Origin of the sequence: Dietzia timorensis (genome assembly GCF_001659785.1) — a bacterium.
GTDB classification, from domain to species: Bacteria; Actinomycetota; Actinomycetes; order Mycobacteriales; family Mycobacteriaceae; genus Dietzia; species Dietzia timorensis.
Genome location: NZ_CP015961.1, coordinates 3,082,314 through 3,105,650, shown reverse-complemented (window position 1 = coordinate 3,105,650; position 23,337 = coordinate 3,082,314). Strand labels below are relative to the sequence as shown.

The window sequence follows — 23,337 nt, the reverse complement described above, 5'->3', positions numbered from 1 at the left end:
CATAAATGGGTATCGGTGGGCGGTCGGGCGCGGGCGCGCTCGCCGGAATCCGCATACGCTGGAAAGCAGGTGCCGACACTACTGCCGGAAGAGGTCCGTACATGCTCATTTCCAGCGAGGAACTCCACTCGATCATTCGCACCGGCGCGCACCCCGCGCCGGTTGTGCTCGACGTGCGATGGAAGCTCGGGCAGGTCGACGGGCGCGCGAACTACGACGACGGCCACATTCCCTCGGCGATTTTCGTCGACCTCGACCACGACCTCGCGGACCGGCCGGTGATCGGAGGCGCGCGACACCCATTGCCACATCCCGAGACGTGGGCGACGACGCTGCGGCGGTGGGGGTTGGACAACGATTCGCGGGTCGTGGTCTACGACGATATGGGTGGGACCGTTGCCGCGCGCGCCTGGTGGATGCTGCGCTGGGCGGGGCTGCGCACCGTGAAGATCCTCGACGGCGGCTGGCAGTCGTGGACGCGGAATCGCTATCCCGTCGCCGTCGGCCCGGGAAACCCGGTGTGGCCGGGGACGTTTCAGTTTGTCGGGCCGGCGATGCCCGTAGCGCAGATCGCGGATGTCGAGCGCTGGACCGAGCACGGCACGCTGCTCGATGCGCGGCTGCCCGGGCGCTACACGGGAAAGACCGGAGCGCAGGTCGACCGGCGGATCGGGCACATCCCGGGCGCGAAGAACATGCCGGCGCTCGATCTCGTCCACGAGGACATGACATTCCTGCCGCCCGAGGAGATCCGCGCCAAGCTCGCCGCGCGCGGGATCAATGGCCCCGAGGACGCGAAGGAGGTTGCCACCTACTGCGGTTCGGGTGTCAACGCGACGCAGGTCATCTTCGCGATGGAACTTGCGGGGCTGCCCGGCGCGACGCTGTACCCGGGCTCGTGGTCGGAGTGGGGCTCGGATCGCGCGCGTCCTGCAGAAACTGGGGTCTGACCCCGCGCGTCAGCGTCGCCCGCGCCGCAGCCTGGATAACCTTGAAAGAATGGTAGTCCTCTGTTTCGTTTTGGCCCTCGTCCTCCTCGCCGCGGCGCTCTACCTGCTGTGGCTCGATAAGCAGCAGAAACAGCGCCGTGCCGCGCGAAAGCCGCTGGATGACGGCGGACGTCGCGAACCCGCTCGGCCCGCCCCGCTCGCGCCGCAGCAGGCTCAGCAGTCCCAGCCCCTGCAGGCGCAGGCGCCTTCGGCGCCGCAGGAGCATTCGGCACCCGCCGCGACGTCGGCGACGGACACCCCGCGCCCCCCGATTCGCCCCACCGAGCCGCGTCCGGCCGCGGACGACCACGCCGAGCAGCCGAACTTCACTGCGCAGCCGAACTTCACAGAACAGTCGGAGCCGCTTGCCAGGCCGGCCGACTCCGACTTCGATTCTGACGCCGGATTCGACGCCGGCTCGCCCGCTTCCACAGAGAAGCCCAAGCGTGGCCGACTCGGCCGCCTCCTGTCCGGGATCGGCCAGGGCGCCAAGTCCCGTGGCGCGAGTGCCGCGGCGGGCGCGGCCGCAGCGGGAGCGGGCGCAGTCGGACTCGGCGCCGCCGCGATCTCCCGCGGGGACGGCGACTCCGCGCAGTCACGGGGGCACGGAAACTCCGCCGTCATGGGTGAGAACACGACCGACGCGAACGCGGCCACCTCCGCTCAGCCGGAGGAGGGCTCGCTCGCGGCGATCCAGCAGCAGTGGCTCGACGCGCGTTCCTTCACCGAGGTCCCGCGCGAAGTCAGCCCGCTCGCGGGCGAGCCGGTCGACGGCCTCGCCGCCGCGCAGCGCGTGTACACCGGCACGTTCCGCGGCTGCGACTCGGTGATCACCTTCGCCGGCCCGCGAACATTCGTCTCGCTGTCGCGGCCGGGCCCGGCGACCACACCATTCATCATGGAGCGCGCCTCCGCCGCGGACGAGGGCGACGCGGACGCGACCGTCGAGCAGATGAACCTCCGCTCCGACGACCCGGCTGCAGACGCCCTGCTCTCCGACCCCCGCGTGGTGACGGCGCTGCGCGGCGCTCCCGGTGAGTTCCAATACTGCGATGTCACCGAAAAGTGGGGGCACACGAGCCTGCCCGAGGACGCGATCTCGCACTACGACGGCAGCATCGTCACGCTCCACGCGCTCGTTTCCGCCTCGGCGGCGCTGCCCGCGTCGGGAGGGGCGCCGCTCGACCTCTCGTCGACCGACCCGGGCAGCGCGGCCGCGGGTCGATCCGAGGCGGGCGATGCCGACATCGCACCGCCGCGCGTGGTCGACGCCGAGGAGTTCGACGCCGACATCGAGGACCTCGGCGACGATCTCGAGCCGGCGCCGGTGGATCCCAACGCCGTCCCGTTCGAGCCCCGCAAGCCGGGCCGCGCCGGGCATCTCCGGCTGGTGAAATCGGCGGGTGAGAACGAGCCGGAGCAGGGCCGCTCCGGCAACAACAGCTCCGACGAGAACACCTCCGATGACGGCGCCGGGGGAACGACCGCCGGTCTCGCCGCGGGCGCGGCGGGCCTTGCGGGAACCGCGGGACTGGCGAGTGTGGCCGGCTCCTACTCCAGCGCCGAGGACGGCGGCGAAGGCGGGGCCGAGAAGGATGCACCGTCCGACGTCATGAGCGATAGCGATGCGCAGGCCGCCGACCAGGACGAAAGCGAAATCGAAAATGACGCCGCTACAGAAATAGAGCCGGATCCGTTCGAAGCGGCGATGCGCTCGGACTCCGTGCCGGCGGACCGCGGGGACGTGGCTGCGGACTTCCTCCCGCAGCGCGATCCGGTGCCGCGACCGAGCCGCGCGACCGCGGCTCGGTTCGGCGACGGCGACGGTATGCCCGCGCTCGCGGAGCCGTCGATCGGTTCGCACGGAGGGGCGGACGACGAGTTCAAGCCGCTCGGCAGCACCGGGGAGGAACCAGAAGAGTCGCGCGAGTCGATCTCCGAGGAGGTGCGCCGCTTCGAAACCGCGCGCACCGAGGCGCCAGCGGCTCCGGAACCCGAGGGCACGGCGTTCGAACTCACAGGCGGTGCAGCAGAACGGGAGTCGGAGACGGATACGCGGGAGAGCGGTTCGCAGAAGTCGGGTGAATCTGCGGCGCCCACCGCTGATGCCGGCACTTCGGCCACGTTCGCCCCCACCCCGCGTGCGGCAGGTTCGGGCGGGGGACGTCACCGCCGTGCCGACGACGAGGACGAGGCCCGCGACGAGACCGGCGACGAGGCCGACTCCGACGTCTCTTCCGCACCCGAATTCCCGCGCGTCGGCGGCAGTGCGCTCGACCCGGATTTCGTCGAAACCACCAGGTTCCGCGCCCCCAAATTCGGCGGCGGTTCGCACCGCAGCGACCGGAGCGGCGACGAGTCCTAGCGCTCGCTAGGCTTGAAGCGACGCTTTAGACGAAGGGAAACCACGTGAACACACCGACGCTCGATCCCCAGAACCGCCAGCGCCTCGCCGAGCTGGTCAAGGAACTGGCCGTCGTCCACGGTAAGGTCACGCTTTCGTCGGGGCGCGAGGCCGATTACTACGTGGACCTGCGGCGCGCGACGCTGCACCACGAGGCCTCGCCGCTCATCGGCACACTGCTGCGCGAGCTCACCTCCGACTGGACTTTTGACGCGGTCGGCGGGCTCACCCTCGGCGCCGACCCGGTCGCGACCGCCGTCATGCACGCCGCAGGCCGACCGATCGATTCCTTCGTCGTCCGCAAGGAGGCGAAAAAACACGGGATGCAGCGCCGCGTCGAAGGCCCGGACATCGTCGGTAAGCGGGTGCTCGTCGTCGAGGACACGACCACCACGGGCAATTCACCTCTGACGGCGGTCGAGGCGTTGCGCGATGCCGGCGCGGAAGTCGTCGGCGTTGCCACGGTTGTCGACAGGGCGACCGGCGCCGATCAGGTGATAGCCAAGGCCGGCCTGGAGTATCGTTCGGTCCTCGGCCTCGCGGACCTGGGCCTCGAATGACCAGGTTCGACGCTCTCCTCGGCTACGCGGAAAGTATCTCCCGTGTGGCTTTCGAGGCGATAGATTCGGGCCGTGCCTGGGCTTCAAACGTATTCCTCGGCAGCGTCGCGGCAAGCGAGTTGTCGGCCGCGACCGGGATTCGCGGCCTCAATCTCGTGGCAAAACCGCTCATACTCCCAAGTCTGACGGCGCACAGCCTCTTCCGCTCGCGCGACTGGGCGCCCCTCGAAACCGGGCTTTTCGCTGCGATGGGCGCCTTCCATGCTGCCGGCGACATCGTCTTGCTGCGAGAAACAGACAAGGGTCGGTTCGAGTCGTTGACTCCCGGCGCCATCGCCTTCGCCGCCGGACATGCCGCCGGAATCGCCCTCTACGGGAGCCGAGGCGTGCGCTGGAATCCGCGCGCTACCGCCATCAACGTGGCTCTCGGGGCGGGCGTTGGTCTCGGGCTGAGCGCAATGGCTAAGAAAGCCACGATTCACCAGTTCGTGCAGGGCGCTTATGCCGCACTTTTGCTCGAGTACGTGAGCCGCGGGATTTCCACGGTTGGGCGCGATGACTGGGACACGGATTCTGCGCGCACGATTGCCGTTGGTTCTGTGGTGTGGGCGGTTTCCGATGCACTGATCGCGGTGCGGCTCGCCACCCGCGACGGCTCGGTTATACGCCGCGTCCTCAGCGTGGCGGTGATGGATTTCTACGGCAGCGGCCAACTGCTTACCCAGTCGGGGCTCGTCCGCGCGCTGAACGCGCGACACTAGATCGCCTCGCGCACTTCCTGACTCAATACGCATTTCTATGCAGCACCTTTGTGCTCTTTCTGCTGCTCATTGTGCCCAAAACTTTATCAAGTAGCGTACCCCACTGATCGAACAGTCGCGCTAGTGTTATACCAGAAGGTTAGCCGGTTTGGTTAAACAAGGAATCGACATGGGTGTGCATGCAAAGCCAGCTTCTCCCGCAAATAAACAATCTGACCAGTTCAAAAATGTTGGACCGGTCGAACGCCGTAGTCATCGAGACGACGCTTCCGATGGACGAGAAGCAATCGAACATATTGTTGATGCAATAGATTCTGTTCGATTTAAAATCGAAAATGAGGGATTGAAAAACTCCGAGGTTGCCGAGGCGATTCAACACACGGTGAGGTGCGTTCTCACGCTTTCAGCGCATCTCGAGGACGGCAAAGAAAGGGCCAACGTATTCAATGTCGTAGCGAGCTCCGCCGTAGGAGCGTCAATGCAACAGGCGATGAATATCCTTCGAGAGGCGGAGGCACGGTTCGAGGACGCGATGCGGGATGATCCGCCACAGAGCAACGAGGAGTACTCGAAAATCGACCCCGAAACCGTGGCGTCCGACCAGATCGCCGTCGAGCACAATGTCACGAAGTATCGGGCGAACAAGCTGCTTCTCAACGCGATTCTCGTGCACCGCTGCACCCATGTGTGGAACGCGATGATGCGGGGCGAGATCACTGCCGAAATCGCCACGCGAATCGGTAAGGAGCTCCAGCACGTCACCGATCCCATGCTTCGTGCGGAGATCGAGGCCAGGATCTTGGATATCGCCGTGAAGCAAGGGCGTTGTGCGCGCTGGTCCGCGGGAATGACCAAGCGGTTGCACCACATCATCCACAACGTCGACCCCGATGCGCTTCGCTCTGACGATAAGGAAGCACAGCGAGGTCGTCGCGTCAGCACCTGGTCCCCGAATTCCGCAGAGACCGTGGTCGAGGCGAACCTGCCCACGGTGGAAGCGGAGGCGGTCTGGAGCGCCGTCGACGGCCTCGCCGCGCAGTGGTCGCAGGTCGAAGGAGAGGAGCGAACCGTCAGTCAGCGTCGAGCAGACGCGCTGGTTCAGATGGTCACCGGGATCGATAAGCGGCCAGCCGGCGATTCGACCCCTATCGGCGCTCACTGCTGCACGCCGCAGGTCACTCTGCTCGCCGATTTGGGCGCTGAACGAGCGCGCGACCGGGCATTCACCTCCAACGGCGCCACGGTGCGCGAACGGCTGGACGACCTGTTGGACGCAGCGCAGAAGGCGACTCTCACGGTGGTCCCGTTCGAAGCCGAGGAAGACGGTCAGGATCTGCAGCAGCTGTGCGACGGGATCGCTCGGTTGGTCGGGCAGATCGCAGCGGAAACGACCTACACGCCGTCGACCGCGCTGCGCAGAATGGTGGTTGCGCGCGACGGCACGTGCCGATTCCCTGGGTGCAATGTGTCCGCGCACAAGTGCGACCTCGACCACGTGAAGCCGTTCAACCACGATCATCCGATGCTCGGTGGGCTCACACGGGAAGACAATCTCATTGCCCTGTGCCGCCGGCATCACCGAGACAAGACGCACGGCACCAGCACCTACAAGCTGGAAGCGGACGGTTCGGTTTCGGTGAATCTGGGGCAGGGGACGTGCGGTACAAGTGAGCCGAATGGCCTGCGCGGACTCGGGCGTCAAGAAAGGGGTTTCGAGTACCCGACGCAAGGGGAAAGCCGGGCGAGCCAGCTTCGCGCAATCGTCAGTGCAGCATCAGCACTTCTCGAACTTCTTCAAGACCTTGGAATGCCGGCATCGCCTAGACGCGAAGCGGGGTTCACGCCCAGGGAGGGTGCCTCCGGCGCTGGAGATGCGCGCTCGTGCGTCTTCAAGTCAAGGGAGACGAGGGCCCAGAGGAGAGAACGTGCGACGAGGTCTTTCCGGGCCGACGCGGCAAGCCGGGACCACGGACGTGTGCTCGGCGGGAATGCTCTGGATCCGAGGCGCCTCGCCGGTCACCTCGAGGAGCCGCCCTACTGATGGGCTGGTGACCTGCGAAAGGTTGAAGTTGGTGCAAGGTAACGTGAATTGCATGACTCCGGGAAGCGGACACAAGAAGTCCAAGATCGATGTGCTCGCGCGCAAATTGGGACGCAGGTCCCGGCAAGAGCCACGTGGCGGCCAGCGGACAGTGCTAATTACCGGCTCCGGGCGCGGGATTGGTCGGGCGACCGCCGAATACTTCGCGGCACACGGCTGGAAAGTGGGAGTCTTCGATATCGACGCCGACGCTGTGTCCTGGGCTTCGGGTCCGGAGTACGTTGCCGGCGTAATCGACGTGACCTCGCCAGGGTCCTGGGAGCAGGCGCTCGCGCAGTTCGCCGAAGCTACCGGAGATCGACTCGATGTGCTGGTGAATAATGCCGGCATCTTGTATGGCATGCCCTTCATGGAAGCCAGTTTCGCTCGGGATTCAGCTCTCGCCGACGTCAACATCAAGGGTGTGTATTTCGGAGCGCGCGCAGCGTTCGGCCTACTTCGGAAAACCCCAGGCGCCGCATTGGTCAATGTCGCTTCGGCATCAGCGATCTACGGTACGCCGGAGATGGCCACCTACTCGTCGACAAAGTTCGCAGTAAGGGGCATCACGGAAGCGCTCGACCAGGAATGGGCGGCCGACGATATCGTCGTCCGTTCGGTCTGGCCGCTCTACGTCAAGACCGCAATGCTCGACGGCGTTTCGACATCGGGGACCTCGCGCCAGGGCGTCAACCTCACAGCTGAGGATGTCGCCAGAAAGGTGTTGACCGCAGCAACCGCGACCAACCCGTTTGCACCAGTTCATTACCCGGTCGGACTCAAGACGACGCTGCTCTACCACGGCTCACACTTCGCGCCTTCTCGTGTCTCGCGCGCTCTGAACTCGCTGCTCGTCGGCGACTAGGTCGAGAGAGAATCCGAAGAGATGAGCGAAGGAGATCCGGGCCCAACTGAGTGGGGCGACGGCAAGGTCGGGCTCGGCCCGTGGGCCGAGGAATACCCTGAACTGAACGTGCCGACGGATGAGCGTTACGACCAAGAGCTGCTTACCGCGGGGGACCGTCGAAACGTCGTCGACCACTACAGATATTGGACTCGCGAAGCAATCGTCGCCGACCTCGACCAGAGACGACATCCATTCCACGTCGCCATCGAGAATTTCGAGCATGACGCAAATATCGGCACCGTCGTGCGAACCGCCAATGCGTTCCTGGCGGCTGAAGTCCACATCGTCGGCAAACGCCGCTGGAACCGCCGGGGCGCCATGGTGACCGACCGATACCAGCACGTTCGCCACCACTCAGACGTTGCGACCCTCGTCGAATGGGCTCGCGCCGAGGGCTTGGCGGTCGTCGCGGTCGACAACGTTCCCGGTTCCGTTCCCCTGGAAAAAGTCGAGCTTCCGCGCGAATGTGTTTTGCTCTTCGGCCAAGAAGGGCCCGGTGTAAGCCCGGACGCACGAATGACGGCGGACGTCACGGTCTCCATCACGCAGTTCGGCTCCACGCGCTCTATCAACGCGGGCGTCGCGGCAGGCATCGTCATGCATTCCTGGATCCGCGAACACGCCCACATCGAGTAGTAACAAAACCAAGTTGCCACGATCCCCGGCTCTCGTTACCTTGGATCGTGGAGCTCGGTCATTGGGCTCGCGGACGAGGGAGCAGTACCCGCAAAGCGAAAAGACTGCCACCAAGGAGTCCTTCCGATGGCATGGGTCATTTTGGTGGCCTCGGGCATGCTCGAGGCCGTATGGGCCGCCGCTCTTTCGAAGTCGAATGGCTTTAGACGGCTACGCCCCTCACTACTATTCTTCGCAGCCCTCATCCTCAGCATGGGTGGACTTGCCTGGGCAATGAGAGAGCTGCCGACGGGTACCGCCTACGCGGTGTGGACTGGCATCGGCGCGGTGCTCACCGTGCTCTGGGGGTTCTCGACCAGGCAGGAAAAGGCGACAACCGCTCGCCTCGGTTTACTTGTGCTCCTGGTCGGTTCGATTATCGGCCTCAAGGTGGTGAGCTGACGATGGCTTGGCTAATTCTCGTAGTGTCCGGGGTGTTCGAAGCCGTATGGGCCACTGCGCTCGGCGAATCCCACGGTTTCTCCCAGCTCGGTCCGACAATCGTGTTTCTCGTGGCGCTTGCTATCTCCATGGCGGGGCTTGGCTGGGCGGCCAAGCACATCCCGATCGGCACCGCCTACGCGGTCTGGGTGGGAATCGGGACGACCCTCACCGTCGTGTACGCGATGGCTACGGGAGCCGAGCAGTTCGCCTGGCTCAAGGCATTGTTCATCGCGGGCATCGTGCTCGCGGTCGTCGGGCTCAAGCTCGTCCCCGACGGAACTCGCGAACGCGAAAACTGACCGAAAGCCCACACGATGTCCCTTCCCCGCGGCATCCCTCGTCTATGACGTCGGAGGCGCCGGGTTCGGCGGGACCGCTCCTATCGCCCCGTGCAGTGGCGCCGTGGATGCGCAGCGCGGTGTGCGCGGGTGAGAGGGATCGAGCGCATTCAACACATAATCGGAGGCGCGCGGCGACGAAGGCAGCGAAGCGTGGTCGGACCAGTCGGCCTCGCAGCCGTCCTGGACGACGACGTTCGTCACGGCGTAACCGGGGGCATCAGGGCCTGGGAGCTGACCCGAGGTATACGGGATGACCGCCTCGTCGTATCTGGTCGAGATGTTCGTGTACGAGACCCCGGGAGCGTACGGTGTGCCTTCGTCTCCGTACAGCGCCCTCAAATAGTCGGACCCGGAGAGCATGTGTGGGATCGACTCGAGAGGCGACTGTTCCAGCGCGCCGCGTGTCCGGTCGTCGAGGAGGCGCTCGGCGAATCGCTGCCCGGTTCCCGCCCACGGTCCTGCGAGTGAAACGACGGAGCCCACGCGCCCTGGGCGCTGGCGTTTCGCCACGTCTCCGCTTACCAGCGTCCCCTGGGAATGCCCAACCAGATCGACTTGTTCTGCCCCGGTTGCCGCGAGAACAGCGTCGACGAATTCGGCCACCGCAGGAACGGAAACCTCGGGAAGTGATCGCACTCCGCCGACCGCCGAGAGCGGCCAGTCGGCGTCCTGGTGGTTTCCGTACGTCAGCGTGAATACGCAGTAGCCCTCGTTGTGCAGCAGCGGACCCAGCGTCGCCCAATTGTCGGCTCCGCCACCGAAGGTTCCGTGTACGAGGACCACGGGCCGCGGGTGTGCGTCGGTCGTTCGGCATGACCAGTCGTTCGCCCCCGCGAGCGGCGCCCCGGGCTGGGTGATCTCCTTCACCGCCCCGGACATGAAGGTGTAGGGGACGGGCAGTTCGGGCCGATCGGCAGTAGCCGGCTGCGCGGCGGCGACGGCCGTGAGTGAAAGAGCCGCCGCAGCCATCGTTGAAGCGACGATTTTCGACAGGGTTCTATGCGTCATGCTTCGGGAGCATAAGCGCGCCGCACAGTCCTTAGCTGGGCTTACGGAAAATAGGCCTAAACGGTTCCACTTCGTGCGCACAATTGTCGGAGCGGGGGAATAGATTGACCGCTGTCGGCACGTCAGCCACCGCTGCCCAGGGAGGCACGCAATGCACACCACCAACTACGTTGACACAATCATCACCCCGCCCGCGGATACGCGCGCGAATGCGGCAATCACTCCTCCGACCGGTAAGCGAACGGTCGCCGAGCTTCAGTTCGAGCGCCTTTTCGGGCACGACTACGAGTGGACGAGCGACGAACTGCTTTTCGACGTGCACTGCGAGCGGAAGGGCATCGAAGAACCGGGTCGTGCCGCCGCGCGGGAAGAATTCTTCGCCAAGGGGCAACCGTGCCTGCGCACCTCGCCGCTCGCGAAGACGTATGGCTGGGCCTTCCACTTCGACCATTCGGGCAAGATCGCGCTCGTGCCGATGGGTTCGGAACAGCTCGAAAGGATGACGGCGCTGGAAGCGATTACGGTTCGCAGCGCTATGCGTGCGTCTCGTTGATCGGTAGTTCGCTATCGACCTCGGGACACTTGTCCGCCAACCCATCGATGATAAAGCTGATCTTCTTGTCCAGGAATCCGCGCTCGGTCCAGGATTCGTCGGGCACGAAGAGCCCGGACGTGAAGGACTCCAGCGACTTGGAGAATTCGCTCCGGCCGTTTTCGTCGACCGTACGGAGGCCGGCGATGTTCATGTGCGAGGCGAGCACCATGTCCGTGAGCAGGTCGAGGGCGAACGCCGCCTGGCCAGGCGTGTAGCCGAATTCGCACAACCGGATCACGACGGTCGCGTACCCCTTCTCGAAGTGGGAGAACAGACTCGTCGTCGTCATCAAAAGCTTGTCGATACCGGGGAATCGCTCGCACAACTCCCACGCCTCGTCGCACCACCGGCGCAGGAGTGTGCGCCAATCGGGCGCGTCGGACGGCCAGGTTATGGATGACGTCGCACGTTCCAGACACGCATGGCTGAGTGCCTCGCGGCCGTCGAAGATTCGGTACACGGCGGGCGCCGCGACCCCGAGTTCCCCGGCTACGGCGGAGATCGTGAACGAGTCGATCCCCAGGGAAATCGCCGCATCGACGACGTCATCGAAATCGAAGCGGGGCTTCGGACCCGTCTTCCGACCTGCGTTCTTCTTGGCGACAGCTCCCGGTTCTGTGGACATCGTCGTATTCTATCGCCGAAAAGTGGTAGACACGTCAATTTGTTGGCGCGAGTATGGCATTCGTCACGGCGCGTTAGGGGATCGGGGCCCATGGCGCGTAGGGTTGTCACCATCAGGCCGCACTTCTTGAGGCAGGCCAGCGGTTACCTCTTCTTCGGAATTGTCATCAATCCCGGGTGTAGCCGCGCGCCAGAAGCGTAGAAACCCTTCGCGAGCGCGCCGCTCAAGACGCCCACTATCAACTCGTACGGAGTTTTCTTGTCATCCTCTTTCGCCGATCTCGGCGTGCCCTCTGCCCTGCTCAACGTGCTTTCCGCAGACGGCATCACCTCACCCACCCCCATCCAGTCGGCGACGCTGCCGGACGCACTGTCGGGCCGCGACGTGCTCGGCCGCGGACGCACCGGCTCGGGTAAGACCTACGCGTTCAGCATTCCGCTGGTCGCGCGCCTAGCGGCGACCGGTACCGGCGCCCGCCGCGGCGCCCCGCGCGCCCTCGTCCTCGCGCCCACTCGCGAGCTGGCCCGCCAGATCGACGAAACTCTCGCCCCGCTCGCCGAGGCGATGGGGCTGCGCACCACCGTCATCTTCGGTGGCGTGCCGCAAGGCCGCCAGGTGACTGCGCTGAACAGCGGCGTCGATATCGTCGTCGCCTGCCCGGGGCGCCTCGAGGACCTCATGCAGCAAAAGCACTGCCGCCTCGACGACATCGAGATCTCGGTGCTCGACGAGGCTGACCACATGGCTGACCTCGGGTTCCTGCCGGGAGTCAAGCGAATCCTCGCGGCGACCCCGTCGAACGCACAGCGCCTGCTGTTCTCGGCGACCCTCGACCGCGGCGTCGACGCATTGGTCAAGCGGTTCCTCACCGATCCGGTCACCCACTCGGTCGACGACGGCTCGGCCACGCCCGGCGCCACTGACCACCACATGCTCAAGGTCGAGCACACCGATCGCGTCCGCGTCATCGCGGACCTCGCCTCGGTGAGCCCGCGCACCGTCGTGTTCACACGAACCAAGCGCGGCGCCCGCCACCTCGCGCGCAAGCTCAGCGCGCAGGGCCGCGCGAGCGTCGACCTGCACGGCAACCTCTCGCAGAACGCGCGCGTGCGGAATCTCGAGGCGTTCTCCTCGGGTGAGGCGACCGTCCTCGTCGCCACCGACATCGCCGCGCGCGGCATCCACGTCGATGACGTCGGGCTGGTCATCCACTCGGACCCGCCCGCCGAGCACAAGGCCTACGTCCACCGCTCGGGCCGCACCGCGCGTGCCGGTGCCGTGGGCACGGTCGTCACCATCGCCACGGCGCAGCAGGTCAGTGAGGTTCGCTCGCTGCTCAAGAAGGCCGGTGTCTCCGCGGCCGAGCAGAACGTGCGCTCGGGCGCCGATGTCTCCCTCGGCGACACCGTCATCCCGGCTTCGACCCTGGTGGATGACGCCGCGCAGCCGGCCCCCGCCGGACAGCAGCAGTCCTCGCGTCCTGCAAAGGGAAACCGCAATGGCGGTGGACGCAATGGTGGCGGCGACCGCAGCGGCGGTGGACGCAGCAGCGGTGGCAACCGCAAGAACTCAAGCACCAGCGAGGCGCAGCGCAGCGAGCGTCGCCGTCCCGCGGAGGAGCGCGGCGGCAAGCGCCCGAGCGGACAGCGCGGTCCCGGGGCTCGCAATGGCGCGGGCCGCGCAGCGGGTTCCGCGGGTGGCAATGGCAATGGCAGTGGCAATCGCCGCCGGGCGACCCGCCCGCAGGGGCCGAGTAACGGCGGTGGAAGCCGAGGAAACGGCGGCCGTCAGCCGAACCGCAGACAGTCCACCCACGCATAGGCGCATTTACACGAAAAACACCACGCCCGGCCGGAAAAACACTCGCAGGAGTATGTATTTCCGGCCGGGCGTGGTGTTTCGCGTCTGCCTCTTCTAGCTCTCGGCTGCGGGGCTGTCGACTGCGCGCTCGGGCACGCTCTCGCTGTTCGCGAGCTTGCGGCGGGCATAGATCTTGCGTGCGCCGGCAATGATCATCGGCAGCACCGACACGAGCACGATGAGGATGAGGATCAGGTCGATGTGGTCGCGGATGAACTGGATCTCGCCGAGCAACCATCCGAGGAACGTTACACCTGCGGCCCATGCCACGGCGCCGATCACGTTATAGGTGATGAATACCTTGTAGCGCATGCCGGACATGCCCGCCACGAGGGGCGCATAGGTGCGCACGATGGGCACGAACCGGCAGATGACGATCGTGATCGGCCCGTGCTTCTCGAAGAACTCGTGCGATTCGCGAATGTATGCCTGCTTGAAGATGCGCCCATCGGGCCGGGCGAGCAGCGGCTTCTCGAATTTGTGGCCGATCCAGTAGCCGACCTGGTCTCCCAGGAAAGCGGCGATCGGCGCCGTCACGAGAATGACCCACAGCGGCGCGAACGGATCGTCGAGCCTGGTGAGGAGCCCGGCCGTGAACAGCAGCGAGTCGCCGGGGAGGAACGGGAACAGCAGCCCGGACTCGATGAACACGACCGCGAGCAGCACCGGCAGGATGAAGTTGCCGAACGGCCCGTCGCCGGAGAGCCAGAAGTCGGGGTCGAGGATCTGGCCGCCGGGGACAGCAAGGTTTCGCACGTCAGAGCCGCCGAGCGCGAGCACTGAGTCCTGCATAGATTCAAGTAGCACGCTGCAACTTTAGCCCCTGGAGGGCATCGGCCCAAGCTCCGCGCCGCGCCGCGGGCGTGCTCACAGCAAGTCGAAACGAAACCCTTGGCGAGCCCTCAGCCGGGCCCAGCCAGGCGGCTGTGCTAGAAATTGGGTGCAACCGGTGTGCCGCGAGCGACCACGATGTGGACGCGGCCCGCGGCACCGAGCGCCATGAGAGCGCAAGAGGGAACCTGGTGCGAATCCAGGACTGTCCCGCAACGGTATGGGGCGAATATGCGAACGAAGATCGCCGCCTCGAGTCCGATTACCTGCCGATTGTGCTGGGTGCGCCGCATCCAGCGGTTTGCCGCCTCGAGGATTGTGCGAGCGCCGACTCGGCACCCGTGCGCGCTCCGCACGCCTTCGTGCGCCAGCGAGTCGTCGCCAACCCGTAAGCGGGCGGCGTCCACAACTCGCAACATGGAGGACGTCCAGCGTGACTACCACGAGCAATAATCAGTCCGGCGCAGCGCCGGCATTCACCGCGACGAGCCTCGGCGCTCCGCGCATCGGCCCGAAGCGCGAATTGAAGAAGGCGATCGAAGCCTACTGGGCGGGAAAGATCGACAAGGCCTCGCTGCTCGAGACCGCCGCAGAACTGCGCCGTTCGATGCGCAACGAGATGCGCGATGCGGGCCTCGACTCGGTGCCGACGAACACCCACAGCTTCTACGACCAGGTGCTCGACACGACCGTCCTGCTCGGCGCCCTTCCCGAGCGCTACGACGTCGTGTCGGATGAGCTCGACCGCTATTTTGCCGCCGCGCGCGGCTCGGCGGAGGTCGCGCCTCTGGAGATGACGAAGTGGTTCGACACCAATTACCACTACCTCGTCCCCGAGATCGACGACACGACCTCGTTCTCCCTGCACCCCGAGAAGGTGGAGGGCGATCTCGCCGAGGCGCTCGCCGACGACATTCCCGCGCGCCCGGTCGTGCTCGGCCCGGTGTCCTACCTCAAGCTCGCCAAGGCCACCGAGGGTTCGGGCGATCCGATCGATCGACTGGATGAGCTCGTCCCGCTCTACATCGATCTGCTCGCCCGCCTCCGCGCGGGCGGGGCGCAGTGGGTGCAGCTCGACGAGCCGAGCCTCGTCACCGACCTCACCGATGCCGAGCTCGACAAGACCAAGGAGGTCTACGGCGCGCTGTCGGCCGAGACCGATCGCCCGGCGATCCTGGTCGCCACCTACTTCGGCAGCGCCGACCGCGCGGTCCGCGCCCTCGGCGACACAAACATCGAGGGCCTCGCCGTCGACCTCGTCTACGGCACCATCGACGCGGTCAACTCCTCGACCGCGTTCCACGATCGCCTCGTCGTCGCCGGTGTCGTCGACGGCCGCAACGTGTGGCGCACCGATCTCGATTCGGCGATGGGCTCGCTGGTCTCGGTGCTCGGATGCGCAGGGCAGATCGCGGTGTCCACGTCGTGCTCCACGCTCCACGTTCCCTACAACCTCGAGGCCGAGCAGAACCTCGATCCGTCGGCTGCCGAATGGCTCGCTTTCGGTTCGCAGAAGTACGCCGAGGTCGTCACGCTCGCCGCGGCGCTGCGCGATGGGCGTGAGTCCGTTGCCGACAAGTTCGATGAGAGCCGCGCCGCCCTCGACCGGCGCGCGAAGGATCCGCGCACCAACGACAGCAGAGTCTGCGCCCGTGTCGATTCGACCCGTGCCACCGGCGCCACCCGCGGCGATGCGGCGGCGCGCGCGGCCGAGCAGGCCGAGCGACTCGGGCTCCCGCCGCTGCCGACGACCACGATCGGCTCGTACCCGCAGACCCCGGAGATCCGCAAGACCCGCGCGGCGTACCGGGGCGGCAGGATCGACGAGTCGGAGTACATCTCGGCGATGCGCGCGGAGATCAAGCGCACCATCGAGCTGCAGGAGTCCCTCGGCATCGACGTGCTCGTCCACGGAGAGCCCGAGCGCAACGACATGGTGCAGTACTTCGCCGAGCTCATGGACGGCTTCGTCACCACCGAGCTCGGCTGGGTGCAGTCCTACGGCACGCGCTGTGTGCGCCCGCCAATCCTCTTCGGCGACGTCACTCGCCCGCGGCCGATGACCGTCGACTGGGCCACCTACGCCCAGTCGCTCACGGATTCCCCGGTCAAGGGCATGCTCACCGGACCGGTGACGATCCTCGCGTGGTCCTTCGTCCGCGACGACATCCCGCTCGCGGACTCGGCGGACCAGGTCGCGCTCGCGATCCGGCAGGAGACCGTCGACCTGCAGGGCGCGGGCATCCGCATCGTGCAGGTCGACGAGCCGGCGCTGCGCGAGCTACTGCCGCTGCGCAAGGCCGATCAGCAGGCCTACCTCGACTGGTCGGTGCGCTCGTTCCGCATCGCCACCTCGGGCGTCGCGGACTCCACGCAGATCCACACGCACCTGTGCTACTCGGAGTTCGGCGAGGTCATCGACTCGATCGCGGGCCTCGACGCCGACGTCACCTCCATCGAGGCGGCGCGCTCGCACATGGAAGTCGTCGCGGACCTCGAGCGTTCGGGCTTCTCGAACCAGGTGGGCCCGGGTGTCTACGACATCCACTCGCCGCGCATCCCGGAGACCGGGCAGATCGTCACCTCCCTGGGTGAGGCGCTCGACGCCGTCACCGCCGATCGCCTCTGGGTCAACCCCGACTGCGGCCTCAAGACCCGCAAGACCGACGAGGTCGAGGCCGCGCTGGCCAACATGGTCGCCGCCGCGAAGCAGGTGCGCGAGCGCCTCGGGTAGTTCCCGCCCCAAAAAACACCTCACGTATGACGCCGGACGCGCCGTTCCTCCTCGGACGGCGCGTTCGCGTGTTCTCTGCGGGAAGGGGGGCGCCCTTCCGAGAGGGCGACGGCGATCGCTGCGATGAAGAAGACGATGGCGGCGACCCACACTGCGCGAAGTCCGGTTCCGGCGTCATGGGTGAGGGTTAGTGCCTGGGAATGGATGAGCAGAAGGACGGCCGCGCCGATGGCGTTGCCGATGCGCTGGGCGGTTTGGACGGCGGCGCCGGCGGCTCCGCCCATGCGTGGCGGCACGTTCGCGAGGGTCATGGTCATGTTCGGGCCGACGACGCCGCCGGCGCCGAAGCCGGCGATCATCATGGTCGCGATCTGCGTGGGGATCGCGAGCGCGGTGTCCTCGGTGAGGGGGATGAGGGTCGCCGCGAGAGCGAGGCCGACGATGAGGAGGACGAGGGCAGCGACGGTGGTCATGCGGCCGCCGCGTGCGACGAGACGGCCCGCGATGGGCGCCGCGACCGCAGAGGAGATGGCGAACGGCGTGATGAGCAGGCCTGCGTGGAGCGGCGTGAAGCCGAGGCCCGACTGCAGGTAGATCGAGTAGATGAGAAGCACGCCCGTGAATCCACAGAAGTAGAGGAGGCCGACGGCCATGCCCGTCGCGTAGCCCGGGGTGGCGCGCAGAAGGGGGATGTTGAGCAGCGGCGCGCGGCCGAGGCGGATGATGCGGCGCTCCCACCACACGGTGAACGCGCCGAGGATGGGGGCGAGCGCGATGATCGCGAATTCGGGGCCGAATCCGTGCTCGACGCTGGAGATGGGGAACAGCAGCGCGAGGACGGTAAGACCGAGGAGTGCGGCGCCGACGAGGTCGAGATCGGGCTTGCCGGAGCCCGGTTCGCGGCCGGGAATGATGCGCCACACCGCGGCAATGAGGGCGAGGCCGATGGGTATGTTGACGAGGAAAATCCAGCGCCAGCCGCCGTCGCCGCCGGCGAGACCGATGATGACGCCGCCGAGGACCGGTCCGATCGAGCCGGAGATGCCGACGGCCATACCCATGTAGCCGAACGCGCGGCCGCGCTCTGGGCCGGAGAAGACGTTTTGGATGATGCCCGAGTTCTGCGGGACGAGCAGACCTGCGGAGATGCCCTGGGCGAAACGGGCGGCGATAAGCCAGCCGATCGACGGGGCGAGGCCGCACGCGGCGGAGGTGGCGACGAAGCAGACGAGGCCGATGAGCATCATGCGGCGGCGGCCGAGCGCGTCGCCGAGGCGGCCACCGGTGACGAGGATGAGGCCGAACGCAAGCGCGTGGCCGGAGACGACCCACTGCAGCGATGAGGTCGAGCCTCCGAAGTCCGCATCGATCGCGGGGAGTGCGATATTGACGATCGTGACGTCGAGCAGCCCCATGAACGTGACGCACAGCGTGATCGCGAGGATTCGCCAGCGGTCCGGGTGGGGAGATACGTCGCGCATGGCAATAGGTTAGGCACAAACGAGCTTCCATCGGCGGGGCGCCGAACCCGCCGCGGGAAAATACCGCCTAGTCTGGAGGAAGAGCGCGGCGCGCCGCGCGACGAACCCGGACATGTTGGAGGTTAGTACCCAATGCCCATCGCAACTCCCGAGCAGTACCGCGAGATGCTGGACCGCGCGAAAAACGAAGGCTTCGCGTTCCCGGCGATCAACTGCACCTCGTCGGAGACGATCAACGCTGCGCTGCGTGGCTTCGCCGAGGCCGGCTCGGACGGCATCATCCAGTTCTCCACCGGCGGTTCCGAGTTCGGCTCGGGCCAGTCGGTAAAGGATATGGTCACAGGTGCCGTCGCGCTCGCAGAGTTCGCGCACGTGGTCGCCGAGAAGTACGACATCACGGTCGCGCTGCACACCGACCACTGCCCGAAGGACAAGCTCGACGGCTTCGTTCGCCCGCTGCTCGAGATCTCCGCCGAGCGTGTCCGCAACGGACAGAACCCGCTGTTCCAGTCGCACATGTGGGACGGCTCCGCGGTGCCGATCGACGAGAACCTTGAGATCGCCAAGGAGCTGCTCGCGAAGTCGGCCGAGGCCAACATCATCCTCGAGGTCGAGATCGGTGTCGTCGGCGGCGAGGAGGACGGCGTCGAGAACGAGATCAACGAGAAGCTCTTCACCTCCGAGGAAGACTTCGAGAAGACGCTCGACGCGCTCGGTGCGTCCAACGACGGCGACCGCTACATGCTCGCCGCGACGTTCGGCAACGTCCACGGCGTGTACAAGCCGGGCAACGTCAAGCTCCGCCCCGAGGTGCTCAAGCAGGGCCAGGAAGTCGCGCGTAAGAAGCTCGGCGCCGCCGACTCGGACTACCCGTTCGACTTCGTCTTCCACGGCGGTTCGGGCTCGCTCAAGAGCGAGATCGAGGAGTCGCTGAGCTACGGCGTGATCAAAATGAACGTCGACACCGACACCCAGTACGCCTTCACCCGTCCCGTCGCCGGCCACATGCTCGGCAACTACGACGGCGTCCTCAAGATCGACGGCGAAGTCGGCAACAAGAAGGTCTACGACCCGCGCTCCTACCTCAAGAAGGCAGAGACCGCGATGGCCGAGCGCGTCGTCGAGGCGTGCAATGACCTGAAGAGCTCGGGCCGCTCGATCTCCGCGAAGTAGGCCAGCACAGGCACGACCACAACCCGAGTATGACGTCGGAGGTCCCCGTTCGCTTTGCGGACGGGGACTTCGCGCATTTCGGCCGGGTCCGCCGGGCGGCGGCTACTCGGTGGGTTCCTGCGCTCGCCCGTGCGTGGGGGTCGTCCACTCGCGTGCCGTCTGGCTCGTGAGCGCATAAATGATGAGCAGCCCGATCCCCATGGACGCCAGCGCGCCCACGCTCGGGCGCACCGAGCCGAGGTACTGCGCCATTTGGCTGACCTGGGACAGCATGACGAAGGCGATCGCGAGCCAGCGGGCGAGACGCCGTCCCTTGAATGTTCTCCACGCGAGGTAGATGGTCAGCAGGTGGGCGAGCGCGACGAACGCGATGGCGATCCAGAGCGTCGCGTCCGCCTCGGCCTGCGAACCGTACTCCTGGGCCATCTCCCCGTGCTGCGACTGGAGCTGCTGGATCTGCCCCTGGATCGAGAACGCCACGGAGGCGATGGAGAGGACGAGGGCTGCGAGGATCGAGAAGGGGCGCTCGCCGGCCCGCGAGACGGCCTCGGTGACCTCGGCGGTCACCTCCGCGGTGTTCGAGGTTCCTCGCGTCCGGCGTTTCTCGCTCGGTGCCGGCGCTACGCCGGATGCAGGGAGGGCGCCCACGTCGATGATGGGAAGTGCGCCGTCCGTCGTCACGACGTCCCCACCACCGTTGCGCGAGTGGTAGCCCGTCGAGAAATTCTCCAGGCGGCGCAGGCCGATCCGGGAGTCCGAGTGTAGGAGGCTTTCGGAGACGAAGTCGCGTTCGACATCGATGTTCGCGTCGATTTTGTGCGTGACCTGGAGCGTGAACAGCGACAGGCCCACGGATTTGTCGTACGTGGCGGCTGCCAGCCAGTCGACCCGGTGGCCGCCGGGGAGGAGCCAGCCCACGGGGCACCGCCAGAAGCGGATGTGGTGTCGCTTCGAGGGGCTGCCGGCGACCTCCTTCTGATAGGCGAAGGCCTGGCTCGCCCCGAAGAGCACGAGCGGGCTCACGGGCGCGCGGTCGTAGCTGCGCCCGAGGAGGGAGCTTCCGATGATCGCGATACTGGACCTGACGTTGACGGGATCGGCGAGGGTCCACCCGGCATCCTGCATGGCCGCGTGGATTTGGGCTCCGGAGCCGTTGAACGCGAGGTTGACCGGATCGCCCAGGAGCCCGTCGGAAGTGCGCGTTCGACCGATGAAGTAGCCCGGCACGTAGATCGCGGTAAGGATCTTGTGTAGCCGCGGAAGCGCGAGATAGGCGATGATCAGCCAGAACGCCACCGCATAGACGACGAGTGTCCAGGACCAGTCGATCTGTTCGGCGACGATGATGCCGAAGGCGAAGATGAGCACTGTGGAGAACGCGAAGAAGATGTTCTCCAACGCGACGGCGCCGGGGCGCGGGCGCGCGGCGATCTTCACCGCGTCTCGCCGGTATTCCGGCGGGGATGTCTCGCTCATGCACGTCCCGCCTTCCTCGATGCGCGTGAGGCCACGAATTGAGTCTGCTGCTCAACGATACGAAGTATGGAGGGAAGAGAAGGCGTAATAGATAAAAGTAGAGCGAAGGGATTTCCGGCACGGTCATTCGGCCCGCGCGGGCGGGTGGTCTTCCCTAGACTGTGGCCGAGAGAAGCGCTCGGTGGAGTAGTCGACACGGGATACGAGGACCAGCGTGGCAGAACACGACGAGAAACTGAGCTCGCCCAACATCGAACACGGACCGCAGGACACGGAGAAGACGCCCTCGGAGATGGCCCGCCGGATGCGCCACGCGGGGGCCGTCGCGCGGCAGGTCGTGGCGCATGCGCCGCTGTCCGCCGCGGTAGTGCTCGCGCTTATCGTCGCGGGCGTGGCGACGAGCGCGTTGTGGTCGCCGCTGCGCGATAGGGAATTGTTCGGCGAGGTCGGATACGGCGTGCCTGCCTTCGCCGAAGGACAGTGGTGGACGCCGATCACGGGCATGATCTTCGGACTCACCCCGTGGCACGTCATCGTGATGATCGTCCTCGCCGCGGCCGTGCTTGCCGTGTCCGAATGGCGGATCGGGTCGGCGCGAGCCGCGGCCGTGCTCGTCGGATCTCAGCTCGTCGGCATCGTGGCTGCGAGTGGTTTCGCGTGGCTCTTCGGCGACGCGCTCGCCTCGAACTGGCAGTGGCCGCAGCACCTCGCGGACGCCCGGGACGTCGGGATGACGACGGGCATGCTCGGCGTCGCGACGGCCGCCACCGCGACGTTGCGTTCTCCCTGGCGGCTTCGCTCCCGGCTGATTCTCGTCGCGTACGTCGTGCTCATGCTCCTCTTCGAGGGAAAGCTCTCCGACGTCATGCATATTTTCGCTTTTGCCGCGGCGCTCTACGCGGGGGAGCGGATGTTCCGCGAAGGGGAACGGGGCTTCGCTCCGCGCACGCGCCGAGAAATGAGATTCCTCGCGTTCGTCGGGCTGCTCGCGATCGCGGCGACGCACATCCTCGTGGCGCTGTTCCCCGGATCCGGGCCGTTCGGTCCCACCGATGCCGACGGCGAATCGGTGTGGAACATCCTCGTGTCGGTGGTGCTCATCGCGGTGGTCGGGCACTCGCTGCGGATGGGTAAGAAGTGGGCGTGGATCGTGTGCCTGGTGATCGCGGTGGCGAACGCGCTGGTCCTCGTTCTCGTCATCGTCCTCACCGCTACGACAGACTTCGAATCGGTCGGCGGGGTCACGCTTGGCACATCAATCCTGTGGGTCGCGGAGGCGATCATCCTCGTTTCGGGTCGCTTCGCGTTCGCGGTGCCGCGGAAGCCGGAGAAGAATTCCGGCGACGATCCGGAGACGGTGGAGCGCGTCAAGGACCTGTGCCGCACCTACGGTGGCGACACGATGTCGTGGATGACGACGTGGCGCGGCAATCGCTACGCGTTTCAGGGCGGCGAGGCCGCGGGATCCGACGCGGTCGTCGCCTACCACCAGCACGTGGGGACGATGGTCGCGCTGGCCGACCCGATCTGCGACCGCGCGAGGCGGCACGAAGTAGTGTCGTCGTTTATCGACTTCGCCGAGAACTCGGGCAAGGTGCCGTGCTGGTTCTCCATCGGGAGCGAGACCGCCGACATCGTGCGCGGACTCGGCTGGCGGGCGACGCAGATCGCCGAGGACACGATCATCGACCTGCCGGGCCTGGAGTTCAAGGGTAAGCCGTGGCAGCACCTGCGCACGGCGATGAACAAGGCGAAGCGCGAGGAGATCACGTGCCGGATGACTCGGCTCTCGGACGAGAACTTCGCCATCGTCTCCCAGGTGCGCTCGATCTCCGAGGAGTGGGTCGGGGACAAGGGGCTGCCCGAGATGGGCTTCATGCTGGGCACCACGGAGGAGGCGATGGACCCCGAGGTGCGCGTCGCGCTGGCCCTCGACCCGGAGGGCAACGTCCACGGCGTGCTGTCGTGGCTCCCGGTGTACGGAGGTGGCGGCGAGATCCGCGGATGGACTCTCGACGTGATGCGGCGACGCAACGACGGATTCGGTCCGGTGATCGAATTCCTCATCGGCTCGTCCGCGCTCGTGTTCAAGGAGGAGGGAGCCGAGGTCGCCTCGCTTTCCGGTTCCCCGCTCACGCGTTCGGATCACGAGGCGGACCTCGAGCAGATCGACAAGGTGCTCGACTACCTGGGCAAAACGATCGAACCGTACTACGGATTCCGTTCGCTGCACACGTTCAAGAAGAAGTTCAATCCGAGGTACGAGCCGGTGTTTATCGCCTACCGGGACGAGAGCGACCTCGCGAGGATCGCCCTCGCGATCGGCCGCTGCTACCTGCCGAATGCGACGCCGTCGCAGATGGTGAGGCTGATGGCTTCGAGCACGTAGGGCG

At 66.3% G+C, this 23,337-nt stretch carries 19 protein-coding genes and 2 riboswitches; of the genes, 14 read left to right on the top strand and 5 right to left on the bottom strand.

From position 1 onward, the window contains the following. The first annotated feature begins 101 nt into the window (after positions 1-101). From BJL86_RS14380 to BJL86_RS14340, 9 genes are all read left to right on the top strand, one after another. Positions 102-950 (top strand): sulfurtransferase, encoded by an 849-nt coding sequence (locus BJL86_RS14380; protein ID WP_067474204.1) that lies wholly within the window; start codon positions 102-104, stop codon positions 948-950. Between the two features lie 49 nt (positions 951-999). After that, complete coding sequence (locus BJL86_RS14375) at positions 1,000-3,354, top strand: hypothetical protein (RefSeq protein ID WP_075845059.1); 2,355 nt, start codon at positions 1,000-1,002, stop codon at positions 3,352-3,354. 44 nt (positions 3,355-3,398) lie between these two features. After that, positions 3,399-3,953, top strand: coding sequence for an orotate phosphoribosyltransferase (pyrE, locus tag BJL86_RS14370; protein WP_067478587.1), 555 nt, complete (start codon positions 3,399-3,401; stop codon positions 3,951-3,953). Beyond that, a complete protein-coding gene (locus BJL86_RS14365; protein ID WP_067478584.1) occupies positions 3,950-4,714 on the top strand; it encodes a lysoplasmalogenase family protein in 765 nt (254 codons plus the stop codon). Before pyrE ends, BJL86_RS14365 begins: the two co-directional genes overlap by 4 nt. Positions 4,715-5,192: 478 nt before the next feature. After that, positions 5,193-6,755 carry an HNH endonuclease signature motif containing protein gene (locus BJL86_RS14360; protein WP_067478581.1) on the top strand — a complete coding sequence of 521 codons (1,563 nt, stop codon included), beginning with the start codon at positions 5,193-5,195 and terminating at the stop codon, positions 6,753-6,755. A gap of 52 nt (positions 6,756-6,807) precedes the next feature. Continuing rightward, positions 6,808-7,659 (top strand): SDR family oxidoreductase, encoded by an 852-nt coding sequence (locus BJL86_RS14355; protein ID WP_082908752.1) that lies wholly within the window; start codon positions 6,808-6,810, stop codon positions 7,657-7,659. Between the two features lie 21 nt (positions 7,660-7,680). Further along, positions 7,681-8,337 carry a TrmH family RNA methyltransferase gene (locus tag BJL86_RS14350; RefSeq protein WP_067478578.1) on the top strand — a complete coding sequence of 219 codons (657 nt, stop codon included), beginning with the start codon at positions 7,681-7,683 and terminating at the stop codon, positions 8,335-8,337. Between the two features lie 47 nt (positions 8,338-8,384). Further along, a riboswitch (guanidine-III (ykkC-III) riboswitch) is annotated at positions 8,385-8,449 on the top strand. 14 nt (positions 8,450-8,463) lie between these two features. Beyond that, entirely contained in the window at positions 8,464-8,778 is a 315-nt protein-coding gene (locus BJL86_RS14345; protein ID WP_067478574.1) for a DMT family transporter, read from the top strand. Positions 8,779-8,780: 2 nt separating this feature from the next. Continuing rightward, positions 8,781-9,119, top strand: coding sequence for a DMT family transporter (locus BJL86_RS14340; RefSeq protein WP_067478571.1), 339 nt, complete (start codon positions 8,781-8,783; stop codon positions 9,117-9,119). Between the two features lie 42 nt (positions 9,120-9,161). Here the strand turns inward: BJL86_RS14340 and BJL86_RS14335 are convergent, their stop codons facing one another. Continuing rightward, positions 9,162-10,169: an esterase/lipase family protein gene (locus tag BJL86_RS14335; RefSeq protein ID WP_231887337.1), complete on the bottom strand. Its 1,008-nt coding sequence runs from the start codon at positions 10,167-10,169 to the stop codon at positions 9,162-9,164. Positions 10,170-10,320: 151 nt separating this feature from the next. Here BJL86_RS14335 and BJL86_RS14330 point away from each other — a divergent pair, with 151 nt between their 5' ends. Beyond that, positions 10,321-10,722: a DUF6157 family protein gene (locus tag BJL86_RS14330; RefSeq protein ID WP_067478564.1), complete on the top strand. Its 402-nt coding sequence runs from the start codon at positions 10,321-10,323 to the stop codon at positions 10,720-10,722. On the opposite strand, the gene BJL86_RS14325 is transcribed toward BJL86_RS14330, so the two are convergent. Beyond that, a complete protein-coding gene (locus tag BJL86_RS14325) occupies positions 10,703-11,389 on the bottom strand; it encodes a TetR/AcrR family transcriptional regulator (RefSeq protein WP_067478560.1) in 687 nt (228 codons plus the stop codon). The genes BJL86_RS14330 and BJL86_RS14325 overlap by 20 nt on opposite strands. A gap of 258 nt (positions 11,390-11,647) precedes the next feature. Here BJL86_RS14325 and BJL86_RS14320 point away from each other — a divergent pair, with 258 nt between their 5' ends. Then, on the top strand, positions 11,648-13,210 hold the full coding sequence (locus BJL86_RS14320; RefSeq protein WP_075845057.1) for a DEAD/DEAH box helicase: 1,563 nt from the start codon (positions 11,648-11,650) through the stop codon (positions 13,208-13,210). A 93-nt stretch (positions 13,211-13,303) separates the two neighbouring features. Here BJL86_RS14320 and BJL86_RS14315 read toward each other — a convergent pair whose 3' ends face one another. Beyond that, positions 13,304-14,041 (bottom strand): DedA family protein, encoded by a 738-nt coding sequence (locus BJL86_RS14315; RefSeq protein WP_067478557.1) that lies wholly within the window; start codon positions 14,039-14,041, stop codon positions 13,304-13,306. Between the two features lie 169 nt (positions 14,042-14,210). Further along, positions 14,211-14,368: riboswitch (cobalamin riboswitch) on the top strand. Between the two features lie 145 nt (positions 14,369-14,513). Here BJL86_RS14315 and metE point away from each other — a divergent pair. Continuing rightward, positions 14,514-16,814 carry a 5-methyltetrahydropteroyltriglutamate--homocysteine S-methyltransferase gene (gene metE, locus BJL86_RS14310; protein ID WP_067478554.1) on the top strand — a complete coding sequence of 767 codons (2,301 nt, stop codon included), beginning with the start codon at positions 14,514-14,516 and terminating at the stop codon, positions 16,812-16,814. Positions 16,815-16,834: 20 nt separating this feature from the next. Here metE and BJL86_RS14305 read toward each other — a convergent pair whose 3' ends face one another. Then, positions 16,835-18,295 carry an MFS transporter gene (locus tag BJL86_RS14305; protein ID WP_067478551.1) on the bottom strand — a complete coding sequence of 487 codons (1,461 nt, stop codon included), beginning with the start codon at positions 18,293-18,295 and terminating at the stop codon, positions 16,835-16,837. 132 nt (positions 18,296-18,427) lie between these two features. Here BJL86_RS14305 and fbaA point away from each other — a divergent pair, with 132 nt between their 5' ends. Further along, complete coding sequence (gene fbaA / locus BJL86_RS14300; protein WP_067478548.1) at positions 18,428-19,468, top strand: class II fructose-bisphosphate aldolase; 1,041 nt, start codon at positions 18,428-18,430, stop codon at positions 19,466-19,468. 102 nt (positions 19,469-19,570) lie between these two features. Here fbaA and BJL86_RS14295 read toward each other — a convergent pair whose 3' ends face one another. Then, positions 19,571-20,944: an LssY C-terminal domain-containing protein gene (locus BJL86_RS14295; protein ID WP_067478545.1), complete on the bottom strand. Its 1,374-nt coding sequence runs from the start codon at positions 20,942-20,944 to the stop codon at positions 19,571-19,573. Between the two features lie 214 nt (positions 20,945-21,158). Between BJL86_RS14295 and BJL86_RS14290 the strand changes: the two genes are divergently transcribed. After that, on the top strand, positions 21,159-23,333 hold the full coding sequence (locus tag BJL86_RS14290) for a bifunctional lysylphosphatidylglycerol flippase/synthetase MprF (RefSeq protein WP_331710422.1): 2,175 nt from the start codon (positions 21,159-21,161) through the stop codon (positions 23,331-23,333). Positions 23,334-23,337: the final 4 nt, after the last annotated feature.